The organism is Nocardia sp. CA-145437 (assembly GCF_050956485.1).
Classification (GTDB): domain Bacteria; phylum Actinomycetota; class Actinomycetes; order Mycobacteriales; family Mycobacteriaceae; genus Nocardia.
This window is the reverse complement of sequence record NZ_CP191204.1, coordinates 4,249,115-4,271,450: the sequence shown is the minus strand read 5'-3', so window position 1 is coordinate 4,271,450 and position 22,336 is coordinate 4,249,115. Positions and strand designations below refer to the sequence as shown.

The 22,336-nt window shown below is 71.0% G+C and carries 17 protein-coding genes; 9 read left to right on the top strand and 8 right to left on the bottom strand.

Annotated elements, in window-relative coordinates:
* Nucleotides 1–138 precede the first annotated feature (138 nt).
* On the bottom strand, nucleotides 139–807 hold the full coding sequence (locus ACQPYY_RS19895; RefSeq protein ID WP_433590520.1) for a TetR/AcrR family transcriptional regulator: 669 nt from the start codon (nucleotides 805–807) through the stop codon (nucleotides 139–141).
* A 127-nt stretch (nucleotides 808–934) separates the two neighbouring features.
* Between ACQPYY_RS19895 and ACQPYY_RS19890 the strand changes: the two genes are divergently transcribed.
* A complete protein-coding gene (locus tag ACQPYY_RS19890) occupies nucleotides 935–2,434 on the top strand; it encodes an MFS transporter (protein WP_433590519.1) in 1,500 nt (499 codons plus the stop codon).
* On the opposite strand, the gene ACQPYY_RS19885 is transcribed toward ACQPYY_RS19890, so the two are convergent.
* Entirely contained in the window at nucleotides 2,431–3,270 is an 840-nt protein-coding gene (locus ACQPYY_RS19885; protein WP_433590518.1) for a hypothetical protein, read from the bottom strand. The genes ACQPYY_RS19890 and ACQPYY_RS19885 overlap by 4 nt on opposite strands.
* Before the next feature lie 114 nt (nucleotides 3,271–3,384).
* Between ACQPYY_RS19885 and ACQPYY_RS19880 the strand changes: the two genes are divergently transcribed.
* Entirely contained in the window at nucleotides 3,385–4,281 is an 897-nt protein-coding gene (locus ACQPYY_RS19880) for an SDR family NAD(P)-dependent oxidoreductase (RefSeq protein WP_433590517.1), read from the top strand.
* On the opposite strand, the gene ACQPYY_RS19875 is transcribed toward ACQPYY_RS19880, so the two are convergent.
* On the bottom strand, nucleotides 4,270–5,247 hold the full coding sequence (locus ACQPYY_RS19875) for a zinc-binding dehydrogenase (protein WP_433590516.1): 978 nt from the start codon (nucleotides 5,245–5,247) through the stop codon (nucleotides 4,270–4,272). The genes ACQPYY_RS19880 and ACQPYY_RS19875 overlap by 12 nt on opposite strands.
* Nucleotides 5,248–5,414: 167 nt before the next feature.
* Between ACQPYY_RS19875 and ACQPYY_RS19870 the strand changes: the two genes are divergently transcribed.
* The 4 genes from ACQPYY_RS19870 to ACQPYY_RS19855 all read left to right on the top strand — a co-directional run bounded on the left by ACQPYY_RS19870 (nucleotide 5,415) and on the right by ACQPYY_RS19855 (nucleotide 7,792).
* Entirely contained in the window at nucleotides 5,415–5,636 is a 222-nt protein-coding gene (locus tag ACQPYY_RS19870) for a hypothetical protein (protein WP_357277261.1), read from the top strand.
* Between the two features lie 61 nt (nucleotides 5,637–5,697).
* A complete protein-coding gene (locus tag ACQPYY_RS19865) occupies nucleotides 5,698–6,330 on the top strand; it encodes an urease accessory protein UreF (protein WP_379103902.1) in 633 nt (210 codons plus the stop codon).
* A 66-nt stretch (nucleotides 6,331–6,396) separates the two neighbouring features.
* Nucleotides 6,397–7,152: an urease accessory protein UreG gene (gene ureG / locus ACQPYY_RS19860; protein WP_433590515.1), complete on the top strand. Its 756-nt coding sequence runs from the start codon at nucleotides 6,397–6,399 to the stop codon at nucleotides 7,150–7,152.
* Nucleotides 7,142–7,792: an urease accessory protein UreD gene (locus ACQPYY_RS19855; protein WP_379104931.1), complete on the top strand. Its 651-nt coding sequence runs from the start codon at nucleotides 7,142–7,144 to the stop codon at nucleotides 7,790–7,792. Before ureG ends, ACQPYY_RS19855 begins: the two co-directional genes overlap by 11 nt.
* 156 nt (nucleotides 7,793–7,948) lie before the next feature.
* On the opposite strand, the gene ACQPYY_RS19850 is transcribed toward ACQPYY_RS19855, so the two are convergent.
* From ACQPYY_RS19850 to ACQPYY_RS19830, 5 genes are all read right to left on the bottom strand, one after another.
* Nucleotides 7,949–8,728, bottom strand: a complete 780-nt coding sequence (locus ACQPYY_RS19850) for a hypothetical protein (protein ID WP_433590514.1) — start codon at nucleotides 8,726–8,728, stop codon at nucleotides 7,949–7,951.
* Nucleotides 8,729–8,916: 188 nt separating this feature from the next.
* The gene (locus ACQPYY_RS19845; protein ID WP_433590513.1) at nucleotides 8,917–9,909 is read right to left on the bottom strand and encodes a hypothetical protein; all 993 of its coding nucleotides are present in this window, start codon (nucleotides 9,907–9,909) and stop codon (nucleotides 8,917–8,919) included.
* A gap of 119 nt (nucleotides 9,910–10,028) precedes the next feature.
* Complete coding sequence (locus ACQPYY_RS19840; RefSeq protein WP_433590512.1) at nucleotides 10,029–11,480, bottom strand: NAD(P)/FAD-dependent oxidoreductase; 1,452 nt, start codon at nucleotides 11,478–11,480, stop codon at nucleotides 10,029–10,031.
* A gap of 217 nt (nucleotides 11,481–11,697) precedes the next feature.
* On the bottom strand, nucleotides 11,698–12,588 hold the full coding sequence (locus ACQPYY_RS19835; protein WP_379103892.1) for a tat pathway signal sequence: 891 nt from the start codon (nucleotides 12,586–12,588) through the stop codon (nucleotides 11,698–11,700).
* 109 nt (nucleotides 12,589–12,697) lie between these two features.
* Entirely contained in the window at nucleotides 12,698–12,904 is a 207-nt protein-coding gene (locus tag ACQPYY_RS19830; protein WP_357277243.1) for a hypothetical protein, read from the bottom strand.
* A gap of 178 nt (nucleotides 12,905–13,082) precedes the next feature.
* On the opposite strand from ACQPYY_RS19830, the gene recC reads away from it, so the two are divergent.
* Genes recC through recD form a run of 3 tightly spaced genes read left to right on the top strand, consistent with a single transcriptional unit; the run spans nucleotide 13,083 to nucleotide 22,238 of the window.
* Nucleotides 13,083–16,481 (top strand): exodeoxyribonuclease V subunit gamma, encoded by a 3,399-nt coding sequence (gene recC / locus ACQPYY_RS19825; protein ID WP_433590511.1) that lies wholly within the window; start codon nucleotides 13,083–13,085, stop codon nucleotides 16,479–16,481.
* 49 nt (nucleotides 16,482–16,530) lie between these two features.
* Nucleotides 16,531–20,322, top strand: a complete 3,792-nt coding sequence (locus ACQPYY_RS19820) for a UvrD-helicase domain-containing protein (protein ID WP_433590510.1) — start codon at nucleotides 16,531–16,533, stop codon at nucleotides 20,320–20,322.
* Nucleotides 20,319–22,238 carry an exodeoxyribonuclease V subunit alpha gene (recD, locus tag ACQPYY_RS19815; protein ID WP_433590509.1) on the top strand — a complete coding sequence of 640 codons (1,920 nt, stop codon included), beginning with the start codon at nucleotides 20,319–20,321 and terminating at the stop codon, nucleotides 22,236–22,238. Before ACQPYY_RS19820 ends, recD begins: the two co-directional genes overlap by 4 nt.
* Nucleotides 22,239–22,336 lie beyond the last annotated feature (98 nt).

The window sequence follows — 22,336 nt, the reverse complement described above, 5'->3', positions numbered from 1 at the left end:
GTGACCGCGCTGTTCCGGGACTCGGCGTCCGGAACCCGTGCGGATCACCCACCTTTCGCACGCCTCAAAGAGTACCGACCGGAATGTACTTGCGGTGGCGGTTGAACCAGCCCGATACCGAACGGTTTTCGGGGCGGATCAGAGCGCGGTGCGGGCCGCGAAGCCGTCGCAGAGCGCGGTGAGGCCGGTGTCGAGCAGATGCTCCGGGTTCAGCAGGGCGGTGTCGCGGGTGCCCTCGAGTCCGGCCAGGGCGGGCGGCACCGGCCAGTGTGGATCGCCGTCGAGCAGCGCGGTCAGACCTGACCGGTCTTCCCCGTCACTGTCGCGGCCGCGCAGCATCCGGGCGCTGACCTCCTGCAATGCCACGCCCGCGATATAGCTCCACACCGACAGCGACATCCGCGTCGCCTCGCGGGCGTCCACGCCGAGTTCGGCGAAGCCCTCGACCAGCCAGCTCAGCACGATCAGGCTGTGCTCGCCGAAGTTGTAGCGCGGCACCGCGAAGGTGAACAGCACCCACGGATGCTCCTGGTAGAGCCGCCAATCCACCTCGGCGGCGATGCGCACGCGGTCGCGCCAGGTCCAGTCCCGCCCCTCGGCCGGGGGATAGGGATTGCGGCGCGAGACCTCATCGGTCATGGCGGCGAGCAGGGTGTCCTTGTTGGGGACGTGCCGGTAGAGCGACATGGCCCCGGCGTTCATCCGCTCGGCGATGCGGCGCATGGACAGCGCGTCGAGTCCGGACTCGTCGGCGAGGGCGATGGCGGTGTCGACGATGGCGGCCCGGGTGAGCTTGGCCTCGGTCATCGGACGAATTGTTCCCTTCCGGCGCGGGGTGTGCGTACACTGTACCCGCGCTCGAGCGTACGTTGTACGCCCGGGCGCGTTCCATGGACAGGGCCCGGTGGGCCCCGAGCAGCCCGAAGGATAGGTCATGACGAGTACCCTCGCGCGCCCCGGCGCGAAGACGCCGCGCCGTGCCTGGGCGGGCCTGGCCGTCCTGCTGCTCCCGGTGCTGCTGGTGTCGATGGACATGTCGGTGCTCTACCTGGCCATGCCCACCCTGACCCAGAGCCTGGATCCGTCCGCGACCCAACAGCTCTGGATCCTCGACATCTACGGCTTCATGATCGCCGGCCTGCTCATCACCATGGGCAATCTCGGCGACCGCATCGGGCGACGCAATATTCTGCTGGCCGGGGCCACCGTCTTCGGAATCGCCTCGGCGCTGGCCGCTTTCGCCCCCAGCGCGGGCGTGCTCATCGCGGCGCGGGCGCTCATGGGCTTGGGCGGCGCGACACTGCTGCCCTCCTCGCTGGCGCTCATCTCCACCCTGTTCCCCGAGGACCGTTCCCGCGCCACCGCGATCGGCGTGTGGACGGCGTTCTTCGCGGGCGGCTCGGCGGTCGGGCCGATCATCGGCGGCGTACTGCTGCACCACTTCTGGTGGGGCTCGGTGTTCCTCATCAACGCTCCGGTCCTGTTGGTGCTGCTGGTCTTCGGGCCGCTGCTGCTCCCCGAGCACCGCGCCGCCGCGCGCGGCCCCCTCGACTGGGTGAGTGTGCTGCTGTCGATCGGCGGCATCCTGCCGATCGTGTACGCCGTCAAGCGCTTGGCGGCCGAGGGCTTCGACCTGCCCGCGGTGGGCATCGGCATCGTCGGCGCACTGCTGCTGACCGCGTTCGTCCGCCGCCAGCGCCACCTCGAGGAACCGCTGCTCGATCTGAGCCTGTTCCGTCGCGGACTGTTCTCGGTGGCCATCGGCTCCAGCACGGTCGGCATGCTCGCCTTGGCCGGGATGAGCTACCTGACCAGCGTGTACCTGCAGTCGGTGACCGGCCGCGACCCGCTGTCCGCGGCGCTGCTCGGGATTCCGGGCGCGGTCGTGGTGTTCGTGTTCTCGATGAGCGGCGCGCGGATCGGTCGGGTGTTCGGCACCAAGACCACCTTCGTGCTCGCGCTGGGCATGGCCGCACTCGGCAATCTCATGCTGCTCGGGGTCGGCGTGAACGGTGGAATCGGCTGGTACGTGGCCGGATCCGTGGTCGCGGGCGCGGGCTTCGGCATCGCCTTCACCCTGGTGTCGGAGGTGGCGGTGTCCTCGGTGCCGCCCGAACGCGCCGGATCGGCGGTCGGCATCTCCGAGACCAGCTTCGAACTCGGCAACGGTCTGGGCCTGGCGCTGCTGGGTTCGCTGGCCGCGCTGGTGTTCCGGTCCGGCGGGAACTTCGGGTCCACGCTGGGGGAGACCGTCGCCGAGGCCGGGGGCGATACCGCCCTGATCGATTCCGCGCGCGAGTCGTTCGTGACCGGCATGCACGTCGCGACCACCGCCGGCGCGGTCCTGCTGGCCGCGATGGCGGCGGTCGCGTTCTTCGCCAAGGCCGGGACGCCCGTGAAAGAGGCTGCGGTGAAAGCCGGTTCCGCGCACTAGCCGAACAGGCCGGTCCACACCTCGGTGATCCGGGCGCGCCAGGGCATGATCACGCGCTGATACAGCCTGCGCAACGGATCGGCGAGGGCCCGCCAGGCCCGGGCGACGGCCGCGAACAGCGGTCGCAGCACCGTGCGATGCAGCCATCGGCAAGGGGCGACCACCGTGACCGCGACGACGGCGGTGGCCACCCGCCAGCCGAACACGATCACCGCGACGACCGCGTAGGCGATCGGCCGCAGCAGCCAGCGCCACAGCTGCTTCGCCGGCCACACGATCAGCCATTCGACCAGCGGCTCGATGACGGCGGTCATCAGCCAGCGGCCGCCGGGGCTCAGCACATACCGCCACAGCGTCGACAGCGGCACCGCGACAAGCCATTTCCAGAGATTCGCCACGGTCCAGCCGATCGCCTCGGCGATGGGTTTCACGATCGTGCGGAACACCCACGGGATGCCGGGCTTCAGCACCCGCCGCCACAACCATTCCTCGATGGCGCGCTGGATCGGGCGCAGGAAGTACGCCAGCAGGAAAGCGCCGATCGGCGTCAGCACCATGCCGAACAACAACTGCTGGATCAGCAGATGCCACAGGTAATCACGCACGAAATTGCGCAGCGGCCGGAACACCCAGTCCCGGAACAGGATCGCGAGCGGTTTCGCGAGATGGTCGGTGAACAGCCGGAACGCCGCCGCGATCAGTCGCGGCACGCGGGTGATCCCCTCCCACAGCAATCGCGGCGGCACGAACACCACCAGCACCACCGCGCGGGCGCACCAGCCCCAGAACGTCACCTCTTCCGGCGTCGGTCGCTCCGGCGTGCGAGTAGTCGTCATCGGTTTCCTTCCCCCGGGATATCGTCCTCATCCTGGTGCAGGAATCCGCAGTGCGGCCAGGGTATTTCCACTCATTCGCGATCACCTACCGGTCCGGCGGTTAGGCTCGGAAACGTGGCTGAGCACGACGCCCCGAACCAGCCGGCCGGGCCGAACGGCCGACCGCTGGCCGAACGCGTGGCGACCAGAATCTTCTACCCGACCTCCCGGCCGCGCGAGAAAGCCTTGCGCGAGGCGGTGTCGGGCGCCGTGATCCTGGTGACCGGGGCCTCGCACGGCATCGGCAAGGCGGCGGCCCGGAAGCTGGCCGCCGCGGGCGCGACGGTCCTGCTGGTCGCGCGGTCGCGCGAGGACCTCGAGGACGTGGCCGCCGAGATCACCGCCGCGGGCGGGATCGCCCACGTCTACCAGTCCGACATCACCGAATTCGACGCCGTCGAGGAACTGGGCCGCCGGGTGCTGGCCGAACACGGCCGGGTGGATGTGGTGATCAACAACGCGGGCCGCTCGATCCGCCGCCCGATCGACGAATCCTACGACCGTTTCCACGATTTCACCCGCACCATGGACGTCAACTATCTGGGCCCGGTGCGGCTGCTGCTGACCCTGCTGCCCGGCATGCGCGAACGCGGCCGCGGGCACATCGTGAACATCTCCACCTGGGGTCTGCGCATGCCGCCCGCGCCACGCTGGGCGGCCTATGGCGCCTCGAAGGGCGCGTTCGACATCTGGCTGCGGACGGTGGCCACCGAGATCGCCGCCGACGGCGTCACCACCACCTCGGTGTACATGCCGCTGGTGCACACCCGCATGAGCGCGCCCACCGACTTCTCGGGCGTGCCCGGGCTGACCGCCGACGAGGCGGCCGACCTGGTCTGTCACGCCGTGGTCGCGCGGCCCCTCGAGATCTCGCCCTGGTGGACCGGCCCGGTGCAGGCCTGGACGGATCTGCGTCGCGGGGCGGCGCAGCGGTTCATGGAACGCAGCCTCAGGCGGCGGTCAGGGGACTAGGACCACTTTGCCGGTGGTCGCGCGGGTCTCCAGGGAGTGGTGCGCGGCCGCCGCCTCGGCGAGCGGGAAAGACTGCACCGCCGGACGCAATCGGCCCGCCGCGGCCTCGGCCAGCGCGCGCGTCTCCAAGGCGCGCAAGCCGCCCCCGCGCTGCAGCATGGGCGGACCGAGCGTGACCTGCGAGGTGATGCCACGCGCGGCCAAGGCTTGCTCGTCGAGTTCCACTTCCCCGCCGGACCAGCCGAACACCAGGCGGACGCCGCCGTCTGCCAGCAGATCGACCGCGGTGCGCGCGATCTCGCCGCCGATCCCGTCGAACAGCAGGGTCGCGGGTCGGTCCCCGTACTTGGCGCGCACGGCCTCGGGCCAGGACGGATCGAGGTAGTCCAACGCGAGGTCCGCGCCGTTCTCGTACACCTGGTCGGTCTTCACCGGGCCGCCCGCGAGCCCGATGACGGTCGCGCCCGCCGAGACCAGGTACTGCACCAGCAGGGTGCCGATGCCGCCCGCCGCGGCCGGAACCAGGGCCATGGTCTCCGGGCCCACCTCCGCGAAACTCAGAATGCCCAGTGTGGTCCGGCCGGTGCCGATCATGGCCACCGCCGAACCCGCGTCGAGGCCGTCCGGAATCGGGTGCAGCCGTTCGGCTTCGGTGACCACGAGCTCGGCGTACCCGCCCGGCGCCTGCCCGATGTGCGCGACAACCGCTCGCCCGAGCCAGCTTTCGTCGACGCCGGGCCCGACCCGGTCCACGGTCCCGGCGATCTCGCGGCCCGGAATGGTGGGCAGCTCGGGCAAGGACAGCGGGCCGCCCGCCACGCCCTGCCGAATCGAGGTGTCCAGCAGATGCACCCCCGCGGCGCGGACGGCGATCCGGACCTGCCCGGCCTCGGGCTCGGGGTCCGCGACGGTCTCGTACCGCAGGTTCTCGGCGGGCCCGAACTCGTGAAGACGGATGGCGTGCACGGCGACTCCTCTACCTCGTTGACGTTCTGCCCGCCCAGTCTGCAACCTCAACTAATATTCAGGTCAAGTCGCGCATTTTGAAACAAACACCGTTCACACCTGTGGAACGTGGGTTAGTCTCGCTGCGATCACATCCTGTGAGGATGCTGTGTGAGAAAGGGAAATTCATGAAAAACGTTGCACTGAAAGCCTTTGCCGTCGCCGCCATCGCCTCCGGCATCGGCGCCGCCCCGGCCATGGCCGCCCCGGTCGAGTTGGTGCCCGTCACCGATACCGGCGCCGCCCCGGTCGCCGGGCTGGTGCCGATGACCGGCTCGGCCGGGCTGTCCAACTCCATCACCTGTGCGCTGCAGAGCATCTCGGCGGCGATGCCCTGCCTGCTCACCTAGTCGTCACCGCCGCTCCGGGTGCCGCTTAGGATCGACCCATGCGACACCCGGACGTGCGGCGATGAGCCTGGCCACCCTGCTGACCCTCGCCGACTCCCGGCTGCCGATCGGCGGGCACGTGCACTCCGGCGGAGTCGAGGAGGCCATCGCCTCCGGTCTGCTGCGCGACGTGCCCAGCGTGGAACTGTTCCTGCGCCGCCGCATCCGCACCTCGGGACTGGTGGCGGCCTCGCTGGCCGCCGCGGTCTGCGCGGGCACCCTCGACCCGCGGCGCGCTGAACTCGAGGCCGACGCGCGCACCCCGTCCCCGGCCGCCCGCACCGCCTCTCGCGCCCAGGGCCGCGGCCTGCTGCGGCTGGCCAAACAGGTCTGGCCGCACGCCGAGTGGCACGCGCTCGGCGCCCGCCCTCATCTGTCCACCGTGCTCGGCGTGGTCGGCACGGTGTGCGAGGCCACCCCCGCCGATATCGCCGCCGTCACCGTCTACACCACCATGACCGGGGCGGCCACCGCCGCACAGCGCCTGCTCGCCCTCGATCCGGCCGCCGTCGCCGCCTGCACCATCCGCCTCGCCCCGGTGTGCGACGCCACCGCCCGCACCGCCACCGAATCGCTGGCCGCGCTGTCCGACCCGCTGCAGGACGTGCTCGCCGAACGGCACCCCCGCCGGGACATGCCGCTGTTCGCGTCGTAGCCGGTCACGGGCCAGGTAACACCCGGTTTACGTGACTGGGTCAGGATGGGGGTGAAAGGAGCGCACATGCCACCTCACCTCATCGACGGGGAACCGCACGATCACAGTCACGACCGGCCCAAGCGCGAGCGGACGCCCGGGGAACCGGTGCGGATCGGGATCGGCGGTCCCGTCGGATCGGGCAAGACCGCGCTGACCGCGGCCCTGTGCCGGCAGTTGCGCGACGAGCTGTCGCTGGCCGTATTGACCAACGACATCTACACCACCGAGGACGCCGACTTCCTGCGGCGCAACGCGGTGCTGCCGGACGAGCGCATCACCGCCGTGCAGACCGGCGGCTGCCCGCACACCGCCATCCGGGACGACATCACCGCCAACCTCGACGCCATCGACGACCTGATCGAGGCCAACCCGCCGCTGGATCTGATCCTGGTGGAATCCGGCGGCGACAACTTGACCGCCACCTTCTCCTCCGGCCTGATCGACGCCCAGATCTTCGTGGTGGACGTGGCCGGCGGCGACAAGGTGCCGCGCAAGGGCGGCCCGGGTGTCACCTGGTCGGATCTGCTGGTCATCAACAAGACCGATCTGGCCCCGATGGTCGGCGCGGATCTGTCGGTCATGGACCGTGATTCGACGACCGTGCGCGAGGGCCGCCCGTTCGTGTTCACCTCCCTCACCGAGGATCCGGCCGCGACGCCGGTGCTGGCGTGGGTGCGCGAGCAGCTGCGGCTGGCCGCCGAACAGGATGCGGGCGTTGCTCATTCGCTGACCGCGGGCCCTGCCCATTCGCTGACCGCGGGCGGTGCCCATTCGCACTGAGCTCCGTATCACCGCGTCCGCCGGGACGCTGCCGCGCATTCACGCGGTCGGCGGCCTGGCGGCGCGGCACACGGGCCCGGACACGGTGCACCTGATCGGCACCGCCGCCACACCGCTGGGTGGCGACGTCCTGGACATCACGATCACGGTGGGCGCGGGTGCGCGGCTGCGGGTGCGGTCGGTGGCCGCGACCATCGCGCTGCCGGGCCGCGAGACCCGGAAGTCGGTGGCGCACTGGCGTTTCGAGGTGGCCGCAGGCGGGGAACTGGACTTCGATCCGGAACCGACCGTGGTCGCGGGCGGCGCGGAACACGACACGTTCACCACGGTGCGCCTGGAAGACGGTGCGCGGCTGCGACTTCGGGAACGGGTGCAGATCGGCCGCACGGGGGAGGACCACGGTCACTGGACCGGGGAATTGATCGCGGATGCCGGTGCGATTCCGCTGCTGCGGCACCGACTGGAACTGGGTTCCGAGGCGATCACCGATGACGCGCTGTCGGGGCCGCGGGCGCTGGAGAGCGTGCTCACCTATCCCGATGATCGCCCGGCCGATACGGCGGGCCTGGATCAGGCGCTGCTGCCGCTGGCCGCGGGTGGCACGCTGTTCACGCGGACCGGTCGACTGCTGACGGCCTGACCGGAGTATCGAAAAACGGCTGTCGCGCAAGAACTTCGATTCGTGCGCGGAGCCTTCGGGCCACAGCGGGTCGCGTTCGCGGCGGGAACCAACCTCACCGCTGGTTTCCGCCGCGTGCGCACATCTACCTGGTCGAGCGGCCTCGTCGGGGAGGGATCAGTCGCCGACGACGCGGGGCGGTGCGTTGAATCCGTTGAACGCGCCGACGGCGGCGCCGACCGCGGCACCGGCGACAGCGGCCGGGATGGCGATCATGGCCGCGCCCGTGGCCGCGCCGAGAACGGGACCGGCCACCAGGCCGACCGGGAACAGCGGGAGGCCGACGGCCAGGCCCGTCACCGCGCCGACGGCGGCGGCGCTGAGCTCGATCGGGGCGGCGGCGACAGCGGCGGCGACAGCGCCCATGGCCGCGGTGCCGATGGTCTGCCCGGCGATCCGGTCGGAGCGGCTGCGCTCCATGCCGACCGAGTCGAGGAAGGTGGCGAGATTCGCCTCGACCTGCGCGGCATTGTCATTGATCTGGATCGCCTGTTCGTTGTCGATCCAGTCGGGCGCCGGAGCCGTCACGTCGCCGAACCGGAACATGCCCGGCGGCGGCGCGATCGGTGGCACGGCCGAAACCGGAACCGGCGGGTGGAGTACGCCCACGGGGGCGAGGTAGCTCTTGTCCGGGGCCTGACGCGACCACTGGAGGGAGCTCTTGGTGTCATTCGGAATGTGCAGGCCCTCATAGGGATTCACATTCGGGGCGGCTGCGGCCGGCCACTGGGCCTTGGGCGCGTCGTCACGCTGCGCCGCCGGAGCGACCTCGGACGGGGCGGCGTTGGCGGCACCGGATCCGACGATCGCCATGACTAGCGGGACCGCACCCGCCGCCACCACATTGCCGACCTTGTTCCGGTGCGGGTTGAGCGCTCGGTGCTTACCTGCGGCCATACATGACCTTTCTGGACAGGGGGAACATCGGGACGACCGACATTCGAACCCACCGACCACCTGGATTGGTGAGGACGAGGACGACCGAAAATCGTTGTGATAACCGAAAATTAGCGGATTGAGCGGGTTCTGCATAAGCAAGAGGCCGGAATCCTCGACAACAGATTCCGGCCTCGTTAGCTCGGCGATCACTCCTGAACGGACGCCTCATCGGCGCTCGGCGCGTCCACCGTGGTGTCGTCGAGACCGGTCGCCCGGTCCACGACGGCGCCCGGGGTGGCCGGAGTCAGGTACCCGTTGACCGCGCCGACGGCACCGCCGATCACGGCCCCGGCGGTGGCCGCCGGCACCGCGATCAGGCTCACGGCGGCGGTCGCGCCCGCGGCCGGGCCGAAGACCCAGCCCGCCGGCGCGAACGGCGTGCCCGCCATCGCGCCGATGACACCGCCCATGACCCCGCCGGCGATCTCGAGCGGGGCGGCCACGCCCACGCCGACCGCCGCGCCCACCGCGGCCGAGCCGATCGTCGCGGCGGCCATGCGGTCCGACCGGCTCGGCTCGAAGCCGGCCGAGTCGTAGGTGCGGGCCAGTTCGGCCTCGGCGCCCGCGGCGAGCGCGTTCACCTGGGCGGCCTGGTCCGCGTCGAGCCAGGCCGGGATGTCGACCTGGGTGTCGCCGAGGCGCAGCTTGCCCTCGGGTGCCGCGATCGGCGCCACCTCGGGGGCGGCCGGCGAGTCGGGCCGGCGCAGCTTGCCGTTGTCGACGGGAGTCAGCGGCGCGTTGGGGATGTCACGCACGCCGGTGGTGGAGTTGCGGCTGACTCGCACGGGGAGGACGACCTCGGCGGCGGGCTCGATCAGCTCGTCCGGGGCGACCTCGGCCGCGGTGGCGGCCAGATAGGTGTGCGCGCCGTCGGCCATGGCCTGCGGCATCGGCACGGTCAGCGTGCCGAACGGGGTGTCGACGACTACGCCCGGCTGGGCGTCGGTGCCGCCCGGCAGCATGGCGCCGGGCTGATTGTCGACCACCGCCGGCTGGGTCTCGTCGGACGAAACCGGTTCCGCCGCACTGGTTCCGGCGGCGGCGAGGGCGGCGACCAGCGGCAGCGCGCCCGCGACCGCCAGTGTGCCCAGGCGCCGTCGCCGCGGCGAAACAGTATCGACCGGTTGGCGTTTGCCCATGAATGACCTTTCTTCCGAATATCGACAGACGTCGGACATTCGGATCCGGCGGTGTGCCGGATTGGTCTGGACACGCCGCCCGGTCCGACCCTCATTCGAAGGACGGCCGGGCCGAGCTGTCAGCCCGCGCGCTGTTCGGTGGATTTCGCCGAGTCGGAATTCGCCACGGATTTGCCGTTCCCGGAAGCGTTTTCGGCCGCGCCGATCTGTTTGGCCAATTCCAGCGCCTCGGCGGGATCGTCGAGCGCCTCGAGTGCGAGCCGTGCGAACACCCACTGCTCGGTGGCCGCCATCTGACCGCGGTGGCGGCCCAGGAACGACACGAACCACTCCAGCACCGTGACGAAGCGGCTGCGGAAGCCGACCAGGTACCACAGGTGCAGACCCAGCCAGGCCAGCCACGCGAAGAAGCCGCTGAACTCCAGCTTGCCCACCTGGCAGACCGCGTTGAACCGCGACACCGTGGCCATCGAGCCCTTGTCGAAGTACTTGAAGGGCTTGCGGTCCTCGACCTTCTGCTTGCCCTCGGTCTCGGCTTTGATGGCCTTGGCGGCGTAGGTGCCGCCCTGGATCGCGCCCTGGGCCTGCCCGGGCACGCCCGGCACCGACATCAGGTCGCCGACCACGAACACGTTCGGGTAGCCCTTGATGGTGAGGTCCGGTTCGACGATGACGCGCCCGGCCCGGTCCACCTCGGTGCCCTTGGACTTGTCGGCCAGGATCTTGCCCAGGCCGCTGGCCTGCACGCCCGCCGACCACACCTTGCAGGCGGATTCGATGCGGCGCTCGGAGCCGTCCTTGTCCTTGACGGTGACCCCGCGCGCGTCGACATTGGTGACGATGGCGTTGAGCTGGATCTCCACGCCCATCTTCTCGAGCCGCTTGTGAGCCTTGGCGCCCAGCTTGGGGCCCATCGGGGCGAGTACCGCGCCCGCGCCCTCGACCAGGATGACGCGCGCGTCGCGGGTGTCGATATTGCGGAAGGTGCCGTCCAGGGTGCGGTCGGCGAGTTCGGCGATCTGCCCGGCCAGCTCGACGCCGGTGGGGCCGGCGCCGACCACGACGAAGGTCATGAACCGGTCACGGGTCTCCTGGTCGGTGGCCAGTTCGGCCTCCTCGAAGGAGCCCAGGATGCGAGCGCGCAGTTCGAGGGCGTCGTCGATGGTCTTCATGCCCGGGGCGTAGGTGGCGAAGTGGTCGTTGCCGAAGTACGACTGCTGCGCGCCCGCGGCGACGATGAGGCTGTCGAAGGGGGTGACGTAGTCCCGGTTGAGCAGGCGCGAGGTGACGGTGCCGCCCTCGAGGTCGATATCGGTGACCTCGCCCATGATCACCTGCGTGTTCTGCTGCTTGCGCAACACGATGCGGGTGGCCGGGGCGATCTCGCCGACGGACAGGATGCCGGTCGCGACCTGGTACAGCAGCGGCTGGAACAGGTGCGTGGACGTCTTGGAGATGAGTGTGATGTCGACGTCGGCCTTGCGCAGGTGCTTGCAGGCGAACAGTCCACCGAACCCGGACCCGATCACCACCACCCGATGGCGCTGTGCGACGGAATTCTCGGCGTTCATCTAGTTCCTGCTCCTCGCCAGACGGTGAAACTACGACAACTCACGCACAACGGTAATGCAGTGTGAGTAGCGCAGCCCAATCAGGACCGACCGAAAACAGACCTTTCAGACAGCTCACCCGAAAATACAATAGGGGCGGTCGTTCAGTGCGGATTGGCGCGAGCCCGGTGGCGGGCGGCCGGGAAGGCCGCCCGCGCTGATGTTCGGGCGAGGTGGCTCAGCGCCCCTGGAAGAGCAATTGCGCGACGCGCGTGGTGGTTTCGGAGCCTTCGAGGTAGCCGCCCTGGTTGCCCTGCTCGGTCATGATCGCCAGGGTGTAGCGCTCGCCGGGACCGGCGAAGCCGACCGAGTTGACCACCCAGCCGCCCTGCTCGTCGGACCACCCGTTCTTCAGACCCGGGTTCATGGCCGCGCCCGCGCCCCACACGCCCCAGTGCTGGTTGGTGTCGACGCGGCGCATGCGGTCGAGCAGGTACGCGCGGTCGTCGGGGTGCATGCGGGTGAGGATGTTGTCCATCAGCCGATCCAGGTCGGCGGGCGAGCACTGCTGGAAGCCCCAGTCCGGAAACAGCTTGATCTGCTCGAGCGAGGTGGTCGGCGGCAGCGGGATCAGCCCGACCATGCCGTTGGCCCGGAAGGCGTTGTTGAACGCCATGCGGTCGAATCCGGCGAACTTGTTCCACAGGATGTCGGCGGCATTGTCGTTGGAGGTAGCCAGCATCGACTCCATGAGCGCGCGGTCGTCGGGACCGAGCGCGATGGCGCCGACCCGGGCGCGATTCAGCAGATCCTCCGCGATCGCCAGCTTGATGGTGGACGCGGTCCAGAAGTTGGTGTCCGCGTTGCCATTCCGGTAAATGCCGCCGGTGACGCGGTCGCGCATCACATAACCGGTGACGCCGGGGCGGGTGGCGAGATAGTCGTCGACCGCGGCGATGCGTCTGCTCATATCCGCGTCGAATCCCGCGATCGGGCCCTGCGCGTGCGCGGGGACCGCGCCGGCGACGGGAATGAGGACGGGCGCGGCCGGAATCAGGGCAGCGGCCGCGAGGACACAAGCGGAGGAGGCCACGCGCCGGGCCTTGGGGGAACGCACGAGGGAACACAATAGAGGGGACAATGCCCGATTCGCACGTCTTGCAGGTGATCGGGTTGTCTGTTATCGAATCGACACTGTCACACGGATTTTCGTGTACGGCTTGCGAGTTTCGTCCGGATCAGCGGAAAGCTGCCCGTAGCTCTTCGATTCCGCGGCCGTTGAGCCGGTAGCAATGCTCGAAGGCCTCGGTGTGGCGGTCGCGCGGCCAGGACTGCAGCACCACGCCGCGTCCGTAATGTCGGGAGTTGACCAGCTCCCAGCGCTCTCCCACCCGTCGCACCGTGAACCCGGTTCGGGGCACCAGGGGAATCACCGACGCAGACATGTACGCGGACCAGCCTTTCAGCGAGAATTGAGAACCACCCCGAAAGGCACTGTCGCATACCACACTCGAATTTCGCAGTGACGCGCCCTAGCAAATATTCGGCATGTGGCAGGTGTCACCCGGCGAGCCGCGCAGCCCGGTGTTTGCATGTCGTTCGCCGACTGTATAAACACAGGTCGTGCACATTCACCGGGCGGAACGAGCGGACACGCTCGCCGACGCGCTCGCCGGGCTGCTGATCGAACCGCTCGGCGATCCGTTCACCCCGGAAGTCGTCGCGGTTCCCGCCAAGGGGATCGAGCGCTGGCTCACGCAGCGGCTGGCCACGGTACTCGGCGCGGGTGGCGGCCCCGACCGCGGTGCGGGTGGTGGGCTCGGCCGCGGTGCGGGTGGTGGGCTCGGCCGCGGTGCGGCTGGCGGGCTCGGTACCGACGGGATCTCGGCCAACATCGACTTCGCGGATCCGGCGGCGCTCGTGTCGGCGGTCCTGGCCGAGGCGACAGGAGTGGATCCGGAGCAGGATCCGTGGTCGCCGGAGCGACTGGTCTGGACCTTGTTGCCGGTCCTCGACGACGTGCTGTCCGAACCCTGGAGCGCGGTGCTCGCGCGCCACCTCGGCCACGGCGACGCGGGCGGGTACCGGGTGGGACGCCGGTACGCGACGGCGGCCCGGATCGCGGCGCTGTTCGACAGCTACGGCACCCAGCGCCCGGCCATGATCACCGAGTGGGCAGCGGGCAGCGACACCGACGGCGCGGGGCACGCGCTCCCGGCGGATCTGGTGTGGCAGGCGATGCTGTGGCGGCGGGTGCGCGGCGTGGTCGGGGTGCCCAGTCCCGCCGAGCGGCTGGCGGCGGCGTGCGCGCGGCTGCGGGCCGAGCCGTCGATCGTCTCGGTGCCGGAACGGATTTCGCTGTTCGGAGTGACGCGGCTGACCACCGATCAGCTGGAGGTGCTGTCGGCGCTGTCGACCGGTCGGCAGGTGCACCTGTGGTTGGTGCACCCCAGCCCGGCGCTGTGGACCAAGCTCGCCGACGCCGAGGTGATCCCGAATTCCGGTGTGCGCGTGCGGCATCCGCTGCTGGCGGCGCTGGGCCGGGATGTGCGGGAGCTGCAGGAGCGGTTGGCGGGCTACGACCACATCGACACCTATCACCCGGGACCGGACGAGATCGGGCCGCGCACGCTGCTGTCGGAGCTGCAGGCCGCCGTGCGTCAGGACCGCTGGTCGCTCCTGCCCGACCCGGGCCTGGTGGATGGGACGGTCACCGTGCACTCCTGCCACGGGCCGTCGCGGCAGGTGGAGGTGTTGCGTGACGCGCTGCTGAGCGTGTTCGCCGCCGATCCGACGCTGGAACCGCGCGACGTCATCGTGCTGTGCCCCGACGTGGAGAGCTACGCGCCGCTGGTGCGGGCGGCGTTCGGGCAGTGGTCCCTCGACGGGGCCGAGCCGGGGCATCCCGCGCACGGGCTGCGGGTGCGGCTGGCCGATCGCGCCCAGCGCGCGGTCAATCCGGTGCTGGATGTGGTGGGCACGCTGCTGGGGCTGGCCGACGGCCGCGTCACCGTGACCGAGGCGCTGGATCTGTGTGCGACCGAACCGGTCCGGGTGCGCTGCGGATTCGACGACGACGATATCGAGCGGCTGCGGGAATGGGCGGCCGAGACCGGGGCGCGCTGGGGGATCGGGCAGCGGCAGCGGCAGGCGTTCGGGCTGGGCGACTTCCCACAGAACACGCTCAATGCCGCGGTGGACCGGATCCTGCTCGGGGTCGCGGCGGGCGAATCCAGTGAGGACTGGCTGGATCTGGTGCTGCCGCTGGACGACGTGGACAGCAATGACATCGATCTGGGCGGCCGGTTCGCCGAATTCGTGGACCGGCTCGCGGTGTGCCTGCGCGACCTGCGCGGCTCCACCCTGGACGAGCCCGCGGGCAGCGCGCGGCCCGCGTCGGAATGGGCCGCGGTGCTGGGGCGCGCCCTGGATCTGCTGACCGAGGTGCCGTCCGGTCAGGGCTGGATGGCGGTGCAGGCGCGTCGCGAACTGGCGACGGCGCTGGAACCGGCGGGTTCGATTCCCTTGCGGCTCAGCGATATCGACGCGCTGCTCACGGCTCGGCTGGCCGGTCGGCCCTCGCGCGCCAACTTCCGCACCGGGGAGCTCACGGTGTGCACCATGGTGCCGATGCGGTCGGTGCCGCATCGGGTGGTGGTGCTGCTGGGTCTCGACGACGAGGTGTTCCCGCGCGCGGGCGGCGTGGACGGGGACGACGTGCTGGCCCGGCATCGGTGCCCCGGGGATCGGGATCCGCGCAGCGAGGACCGGCAGCTGCTGCTGGACGCCATCATGGCGGCGGGGGAGCGGCTGGTGTTGCTGCACACCGGATCCGATCCGGTCTCGGGCGCGCACCGGCCGCCCGCGATCCCGCTGGCCGAGCTGCTCGACACCGTGCGCGCGCACATCGGTGCGGGGGCGATGGATCAGGTGGTGACGCGGCATCCGTTGCAGCCCTTCGATCGCCGCAACTTCCGGCCGGAGAATCCGTTCAGTTTCGACACCGTCGCGCTGGCGGGTGCGGTGGCGGCGGGTCGTGCGCCGGAGCCGCGGCCGCTGTTCCTGCCGACCACGCTGCCGGGCCGCGAGCCCGGGGATGTGGAGCTGGCCGATCTGGTGTCCTTCGCCGAGCATCCGGTGCGGGCATTCCTGTGGCAGCGCTTGGGAATTCGGGTACCCGAGGACGAGGAGGAGATCGCCGACCGGCTCCCCATCGAACTCGACGGGCTGACCAAGTGGAATATGGGCGAGCGCATGCTGTCGGCGCGGCTCACCGGCGTGGATCCCACGGTGTTGCGGGCCGCGGAGTGGCGGCGGGGGACGTTGCCGCCGTTCGGGATGGGCGCGGCCGTGCTCGACGAGGTCGAGGGGATCGTCGACCAGCTGGTGCGGGTGGCGCGTCCGTTGCACGAGATCCCGTCGCGCACCATCGATATCGCGGTGGATCTGGGTGACGGGCGTCGCCTGACCGGCACCGTGCCCGATGTCCACGACGACGCGCTGCTGCGCACGACGTTCTCGCGATTGGCCCCGAAGCATCGGATGGCGGCGTGGATTCGCGTGCTGGCGCTGGCCGCCACCGGGACCCATCAGTCGTGGCGCGCCATCACCATCGGGCGCGGGAAGCATCATCGTCCGGCCTGGCAGTCGACGCTCACCGCGCCGCCCGCCCCGCTGGCGCGGGGGCTGTTGCGGGAGCTGGCGTTGTTGCGCGACGAGGGCCTCACCGAACCTCTGCCGATCGCGCCGTCGGCGTCGGCCACCTATGCCGAGCGCCGTCTCGCGGGCGCGTCGCCCGAGGACGCGCTGCATGCGGCGAGCCAGGACTTCGACGATCGCTTCGGTGAACACACCGACCGCTACTTCCGGCACATTCTGGGCCGATCGCCGCGGTTCGATCAGCTGACCGAGGCCGCCGCGCCCGCGCTGCCGGGAGTCGAATCCGAACCGACCCGTTTCGGCGAGCTGGCGCGTCGTCTCTGGAATCCCCTGCTGACCAACGAGAATCAGGGTCAGCCATGACCACCCCGAGGAGGACTCTCCTGCCCGTGACCGTCCCCGGGAGCCCCGCATGACCGACGACCTGTTCTCCTTCACCGATCCAGACCTGGCCCCGCGGCCCGCGCGGCGAAGGCTGCTGCGGGCGGACCCGGCGGTGGATGAACCACGGCGTCCGGAGGGCGCGCCGGCTGATTCCGGCGCCCCGGATCTGTTCGGCACGACCGAACCGGCACCGCCGGGTGGGCTGGACTCGGGCGCCGACGCGCGCGAAACGGTCGCTGAGGAGTCCGATTCCGGCGGGCCGCAGGGGCTGTGGGCCGCCGCTCCCGAAGCGACCGGTGGGCAGGAGCCGCGGCCCGCCGATCCGTCCGGGGCGCACCACGATTCGGATACCGCCGGTGCGAGCGTCTCTCCGCGCTCGGGTGATGAATCCGTGGGACCGGGGTTGTGGGACGACGGCTCGGCGGCATCGCGATCAGCGGAGGGAACGGTGCCCGGGGGCGCCGTGTCCGGAACCGGCGACGCATCAGGGGCTTTCGCGGATTCGGGGAACCGGTTCGAGCTGACCGGGCCGCTGCCGACGGGGACGACCGTCCTCGAGGCGAGCGCGGGCACCGGCAAGACGTACGCCATCGTCGGATTGGCGGTTCGATTCGTCGCTGAACTGGGCGTGGATGTCTCGGAGCTGCTGCTGGTGACGTTCAGCCGGGCGGCGACCCAGGAATTGCGGGAGCGCACCCGGGATCGATTCGTCGGGGTGGCGGCCGCCCTGGCCGAACCGGAGCGGGCGCTCGCGTCGAGCGACGAGCTGATCCGGCATCTGGCGCAGGGCAACCCGGGCGAGATCGCGACCAGGCGGGAGCGGCTGCTGACGGCGCTCTCGGACTTCGACGCGGGAACCATCGCCACGACGCACAGTTTCTGTCAGCGGATGCTCGACGAGCTGGGGCTGTCGGGGGAGCAGGACCCGGGGGTGCGGCTGGTCGAGAGCGTCGCCGACGTGGTGTCCACGGTCGCCGACGACCTGTATCTGAGCCGGTACGCGCGCGGCGGATCGGTGTTCGGTCCCGCCGACGCGCAGCGACTGGCCACGGCGGCGGTCGGCGACCCGCACGCGCTGCTGATGCCGGAGGCCGAGGGCGACGACGATCCGGCGGCCGAGCGGGTGGCGTTCGCGTCGGCGGTCCGGGTGGAAACCGCTCGACGCAAACGGCTTTCGGGACTGCGCGACTTCGACGACCTGCTGGTGCTGCTGCACGAGGTATTCGCCGACCCCGAGCACGGCCCCCGTGCCTGCCGGCGGATCCGGGACCGGTATCGGGTGGCGCTGGTCGACGAATTCCAGGACACCGACCCGCTGCAGTGGGACATCCTGCGTCGCGCCTTCCACGGGCACGCCACCCTGGTGCTGGTCGGCGACCCGAAGCAGGCGATCTACGCCTTCCGCGGCGCGGAGGTGCTCAGCTACCTGGACGCGGTGGCGCACGCCGACAGCAAGCGGGAACTGACCACCAACCGGCGCAGTGACGCGGGGCTGCTGGCCGCGCTCGAACACGTGCACGGCGGTGCGGCCCTGGGGCACAAGGAGATCACCGTGCACCGGGTGGCGGCGACGCGCCCGTTCTCGCGGCTGTCGGGTGCGCCCGAGCGGGTGACGCCGCTGCGGCTGCGGTGCCTGCCGCGCAGTGGGGCCGGGCCGCTCAACAAGTCCGGGTATCCGACGGTGGGCCGGCAGAGGGAGCGGGTGGCCATCGATGTGGCCGCCGATATCGTCGGGCTGCTCGGGTCCGGGGTGCGCATCGATGCCGGGACTCCCCGCGAAAGGGCCATCGGGCCCGGCGATATCGCGGTGCTGGTGCGCAATCGCGCGCAACTGGAGATGGTGCGCACCGAGCTGGAGGCGGCCGGGGTCGCCTCGGTGCTGGCCGGCGGCGCGAGCGTGTTCGGGACGCCCGCGGCCACCGAATGGCTGTGGGTGCTGCGGGCGGTGGAGCAGCCGCATCGCGGGGACCGGGTGCGGCTGGCGGCCGGGACGGCGCTGCTCGGGGTGAGCGCCGCCGAGATCGACGCCGGGGGAGCCGATCTGGTGGGTCGGCTCAGCGCGGACCTGCGCGACGCGGCCCGGCTGTTCGCCCGCGCCGGGTTCGCGGCGGTCGCCGAGAAGCTCAGTGCCGAAACCCGATTGGCGCCGCGCCTGCTGGCTCTCGAAGGCGGGGAACGGCAGCTCACCGACCTGCGGCAGATCGCGCAGCTGCTCGACGACGCGGCCCTGCGTGAGGGTCTGGGACTGTCCGCGCTGACCCGGTGGCTGGCCGACCGCGTGCGCGATCCGGCCTCCGGGAGCGTCGCCGATCGGAGCCGTCGGCTCGATCGCGACGCCGCGGCCGTGCAGGTGGCGACCGTGCACGCCAGCAAGGGGCTCGAATTCCCGGTCGTGTACCTGCCGTTCGCGTGGGACGCCGCGAAGCTGCGCAACCCGCCGACGCTGCTGTTCCATGACGAGCAGGGCCGCCGCGTCCTCGATGTCGGCGGCTCCGACGCGCCGGGCTACAACTCCCGGCGTCTGCGAGCCGAAACCGAGGAGCAGGCCGAGGAACTGCGGCTGCTCTACGTGGCGTTGACGCGGGCGGGCGCGCAGGTGGTGGCGTGGTGGGCGCCGGCCTACGACACCCAGACCGCGCCGCTGCACCGCATGCTGCTGGGGCGCGAGCCGGGCAGCCCCGCCGTCGCGGACAAGGTGCCGGTGCCCGCGGATTCGGTAGTGCTGGAACGGATCCGGGAGTGGGCGTCGACCGCCGAACCCGGGGTCATCGCCGTCGAGCCGGTGCGGGAGATCACCCGCGCCCGGCTCCCGCACGACGACACCACCACGGCCTCCGAACCTTTGGCCGCGGCCCGCTTCGACCGGGTGCTGGATCAGGCGTGGCGGCGGACGTCCTATTCGGCGTTGACCGCGGGCGCGCACGACGCCCTGCCCGCCGCCGATCTGCCCGAGGGCGGCGGTGTCTCCGACGAACCGGCTGATCCGGCTGTGCTCGCCGACGATCTGAGCGCGTTCGCGGGAGCCGCGCCCTCGCTGATGAATTCGCTGCCCTACGGCGCGGAGTTCGGCACCCTGGTGCACGAGGTGCTGGAGTACGTCGACACCGACGCCGCCGACCTGGCCGCCGAGATCCGGGCGCGCTGCCTGCACGCGGTGAACGAGCAGATGTTCGACGCGGACCCCGACGTGTTGTCGGGGGCGCTGCTGGCGGTCATGCATACGCCGATCGGGGACGGGACGCTCGCCGGGTTCCCGGCGCGGGATCGGTTGAGCGAACTCGATTTCGAACTGCCGCTCACCGGTGGCGACGATCCGGTCGCGGCGCGAGTCACCGTGCCGCGTATCGCCGATCTGCTGCGTCGGCATCTGCCCGCCGACGACGTGTTCGCGCCCTACGCCGATCAGCTCGCGCACCTGGACGACACCCCGTTGCGTGGGTACCTGACCGGCAGTATCGACGCCGTGTTGCGGACGGCCGGGCCCCGATTCCTGGTTGTCGACTACAAGACCAACCGGCTCGGCGTCGGTGATCTCACGGTGGCGCACTACACCCGCGAGCGCATGGCGGCGGAGATGATGCGCTCGCACTACCCGTTGCAGGCGATTCTGTATTCGGTTGCGCTGCACCGGTATCTGCGGTGGCGGCTGCCCGGCTACGATCCGGCGCGACACCTGGGCGGCATCCGGTACCTGTTCGTGCGCGGCATGATCGGGCCCGACACCCCGGACGGCTGCGGCGTGTTCGACTGGCAGCCGCCCGCCGCCCTGGTGGAGGACCTGTCGGCGCTGCTCGCCGGTGACACGGGAGTGGTGCGATGACCTCGATTCAGTTGGCGCAGCGCGGCACCGGGCTGCTGCAGGTGTTCAATGCCGCCGGGGTGCTGTCGGCGGCGGACGTGCACGTGGCGCTGCGGCTGGCGCGGCTCGGCGGGGAACGGTCCGAGGCGGTCGTGTTCGCGACCGCGCTGGCGGTTCGCGCGGTGCGATCCGGGTCGGTGTGCCTGGAAGTGCGGCGCATGCACGAGATCGGCGTGGACGCTCAGGACACCGAGGAATCGGCCATCGATCCGGCCACACTGCCCTGGCCGGACGTGGACAGGGTGATCGCGGCCCTGCGGGTGAGCCCGCTGGTGACCGGAAGCTCGGCCGGGCCGCTGCGCCCGCTGCGGCTCATCGACCCGTCCGGCGGTGACTCCGGCTCGCGTGGCGGTGGTGACGCGGGCCCAGGGCCGCTGCTCTACCTCGACCGGTACTACCGGCAGGAGGAGACCATCCGGCGGGTGCTCACCGAACGGGCCGCCTCCCACCCGATGGTGGACGCGGAACTGGTGCGCCGCGAACTGGATCGCTTGTTCCCGGATCACAGCGGGCCCGGCGAACCGCCCGACCGGCAACGCTTGGCGGCGGCGCTGGCCACCACGCAGTGGACGACTGTGGTCGCGGGCGGGCCGGGTACGGGAAAGACCCACACCATCGCCCGGGTACTGGCCTTGCTGGTGGCGCATCAGCAGGCCGTGCCGGGCGCGCCCGCGCTGCGTATCGCGCTGGCCGCCCCGACCGGTAAGGCCGCCGCCCGCATGCAGGAGGCGGTGCGTGAGCAGGCTGGGGAGATCGGACTGCCCGAGCTGACCGCCGCCACCCTGCACCGGCTGCTGGGCTGGCAGCGCGGCGGCGCGGGGCGGTTCAAGCACAACGAGTTCAATCGGCTGCCGTACGACGTGATCGTGGTGGACGAGACCTCCATGGTGTCGCTGACCATGATGAGCCGCCTGCTGCCCGCGGTCCGGCCGGACGCGCGGCTCGTGCTGGTCGGAGACCCGGACCAGCTGGCATCGGTCGACGCGGGCGCGGTGCTCGCCGACCTGGTGGCCGGACCTGTTCCGGGGCAGGCGAATCCCGCGCTGGATCGGATCCTCGGCGGGGACCTGCGGGCGACGGCCGCGCATCCGGACGCGCTGTCCGGGCGGGAACGGGAACGGCTGCGCGGCGGCATCGTCCGATTGACGCGCGGTCGCCGCTTCGGCGGGCGGATCGCGGAGCTGGCGGTCGCCATTCGCGCGGGTGACGCCGACGGCGCGCTGGCTCTGCTCGCCGATGGTGGCGACGAACTGTCGCTGCACGCGCCCGACGACATCGCCGGAGTGCGCGCGGATGTGCTGCGGGCCGCCCGCGAAGCCACCGACGCGGCGCTGACGGGAGACGCGACCGCCGCGCTCACCGCCCTCGAATCGCATCGTCTGCTGTGTGCGCACCGGCAGGGTCCGGCCGGTGTCGAACGCTGGGACCGGCTGGCCGCGGGCTGGGTGATCGGGGCGGGGATCAGCGCCGATCCCGGTGCCGGGCACTGGTATCCGGGGCAGCCGCTGCTGGTCACCGCCAACGACCACGAGGCACGGATCTACAACGGCGACACCGGTGTCATCGTGCGCGCTCCCGACGGGACGCTGCGCGCGGCGCTGCAGCGCGGCACCGAGCCGTACCTGGTGCATCCCACCCAGTTCCCCGGGGTGACCACCGTGTACGCCATGACGATTCACCGCAGCCAGGGCAGTCAGTACGACACCGTGTCGACCGTGCTGCCCGGGCCCGAATCGACGCTGCTCACGCGAGAGCTGCTTTACACGGCCGTGACCCGGGCCCGCAAGCATGTGCGGATCCTCGGGACCGAGGAATCGATCCGGTCGGGCATCGCCCGCCGCGTCCTGCGGGCGAGCGGCCTGCGTAATCGGGAGTGATCCGGGGCCGGGACGCGCTGCGGGGGTGCGGAGTTCTGCCGGGCGTGGGCGTGGTGGCCGGGGCGGCGTAGCGTGAGCGGTGCTCGATGCCGCTGTCG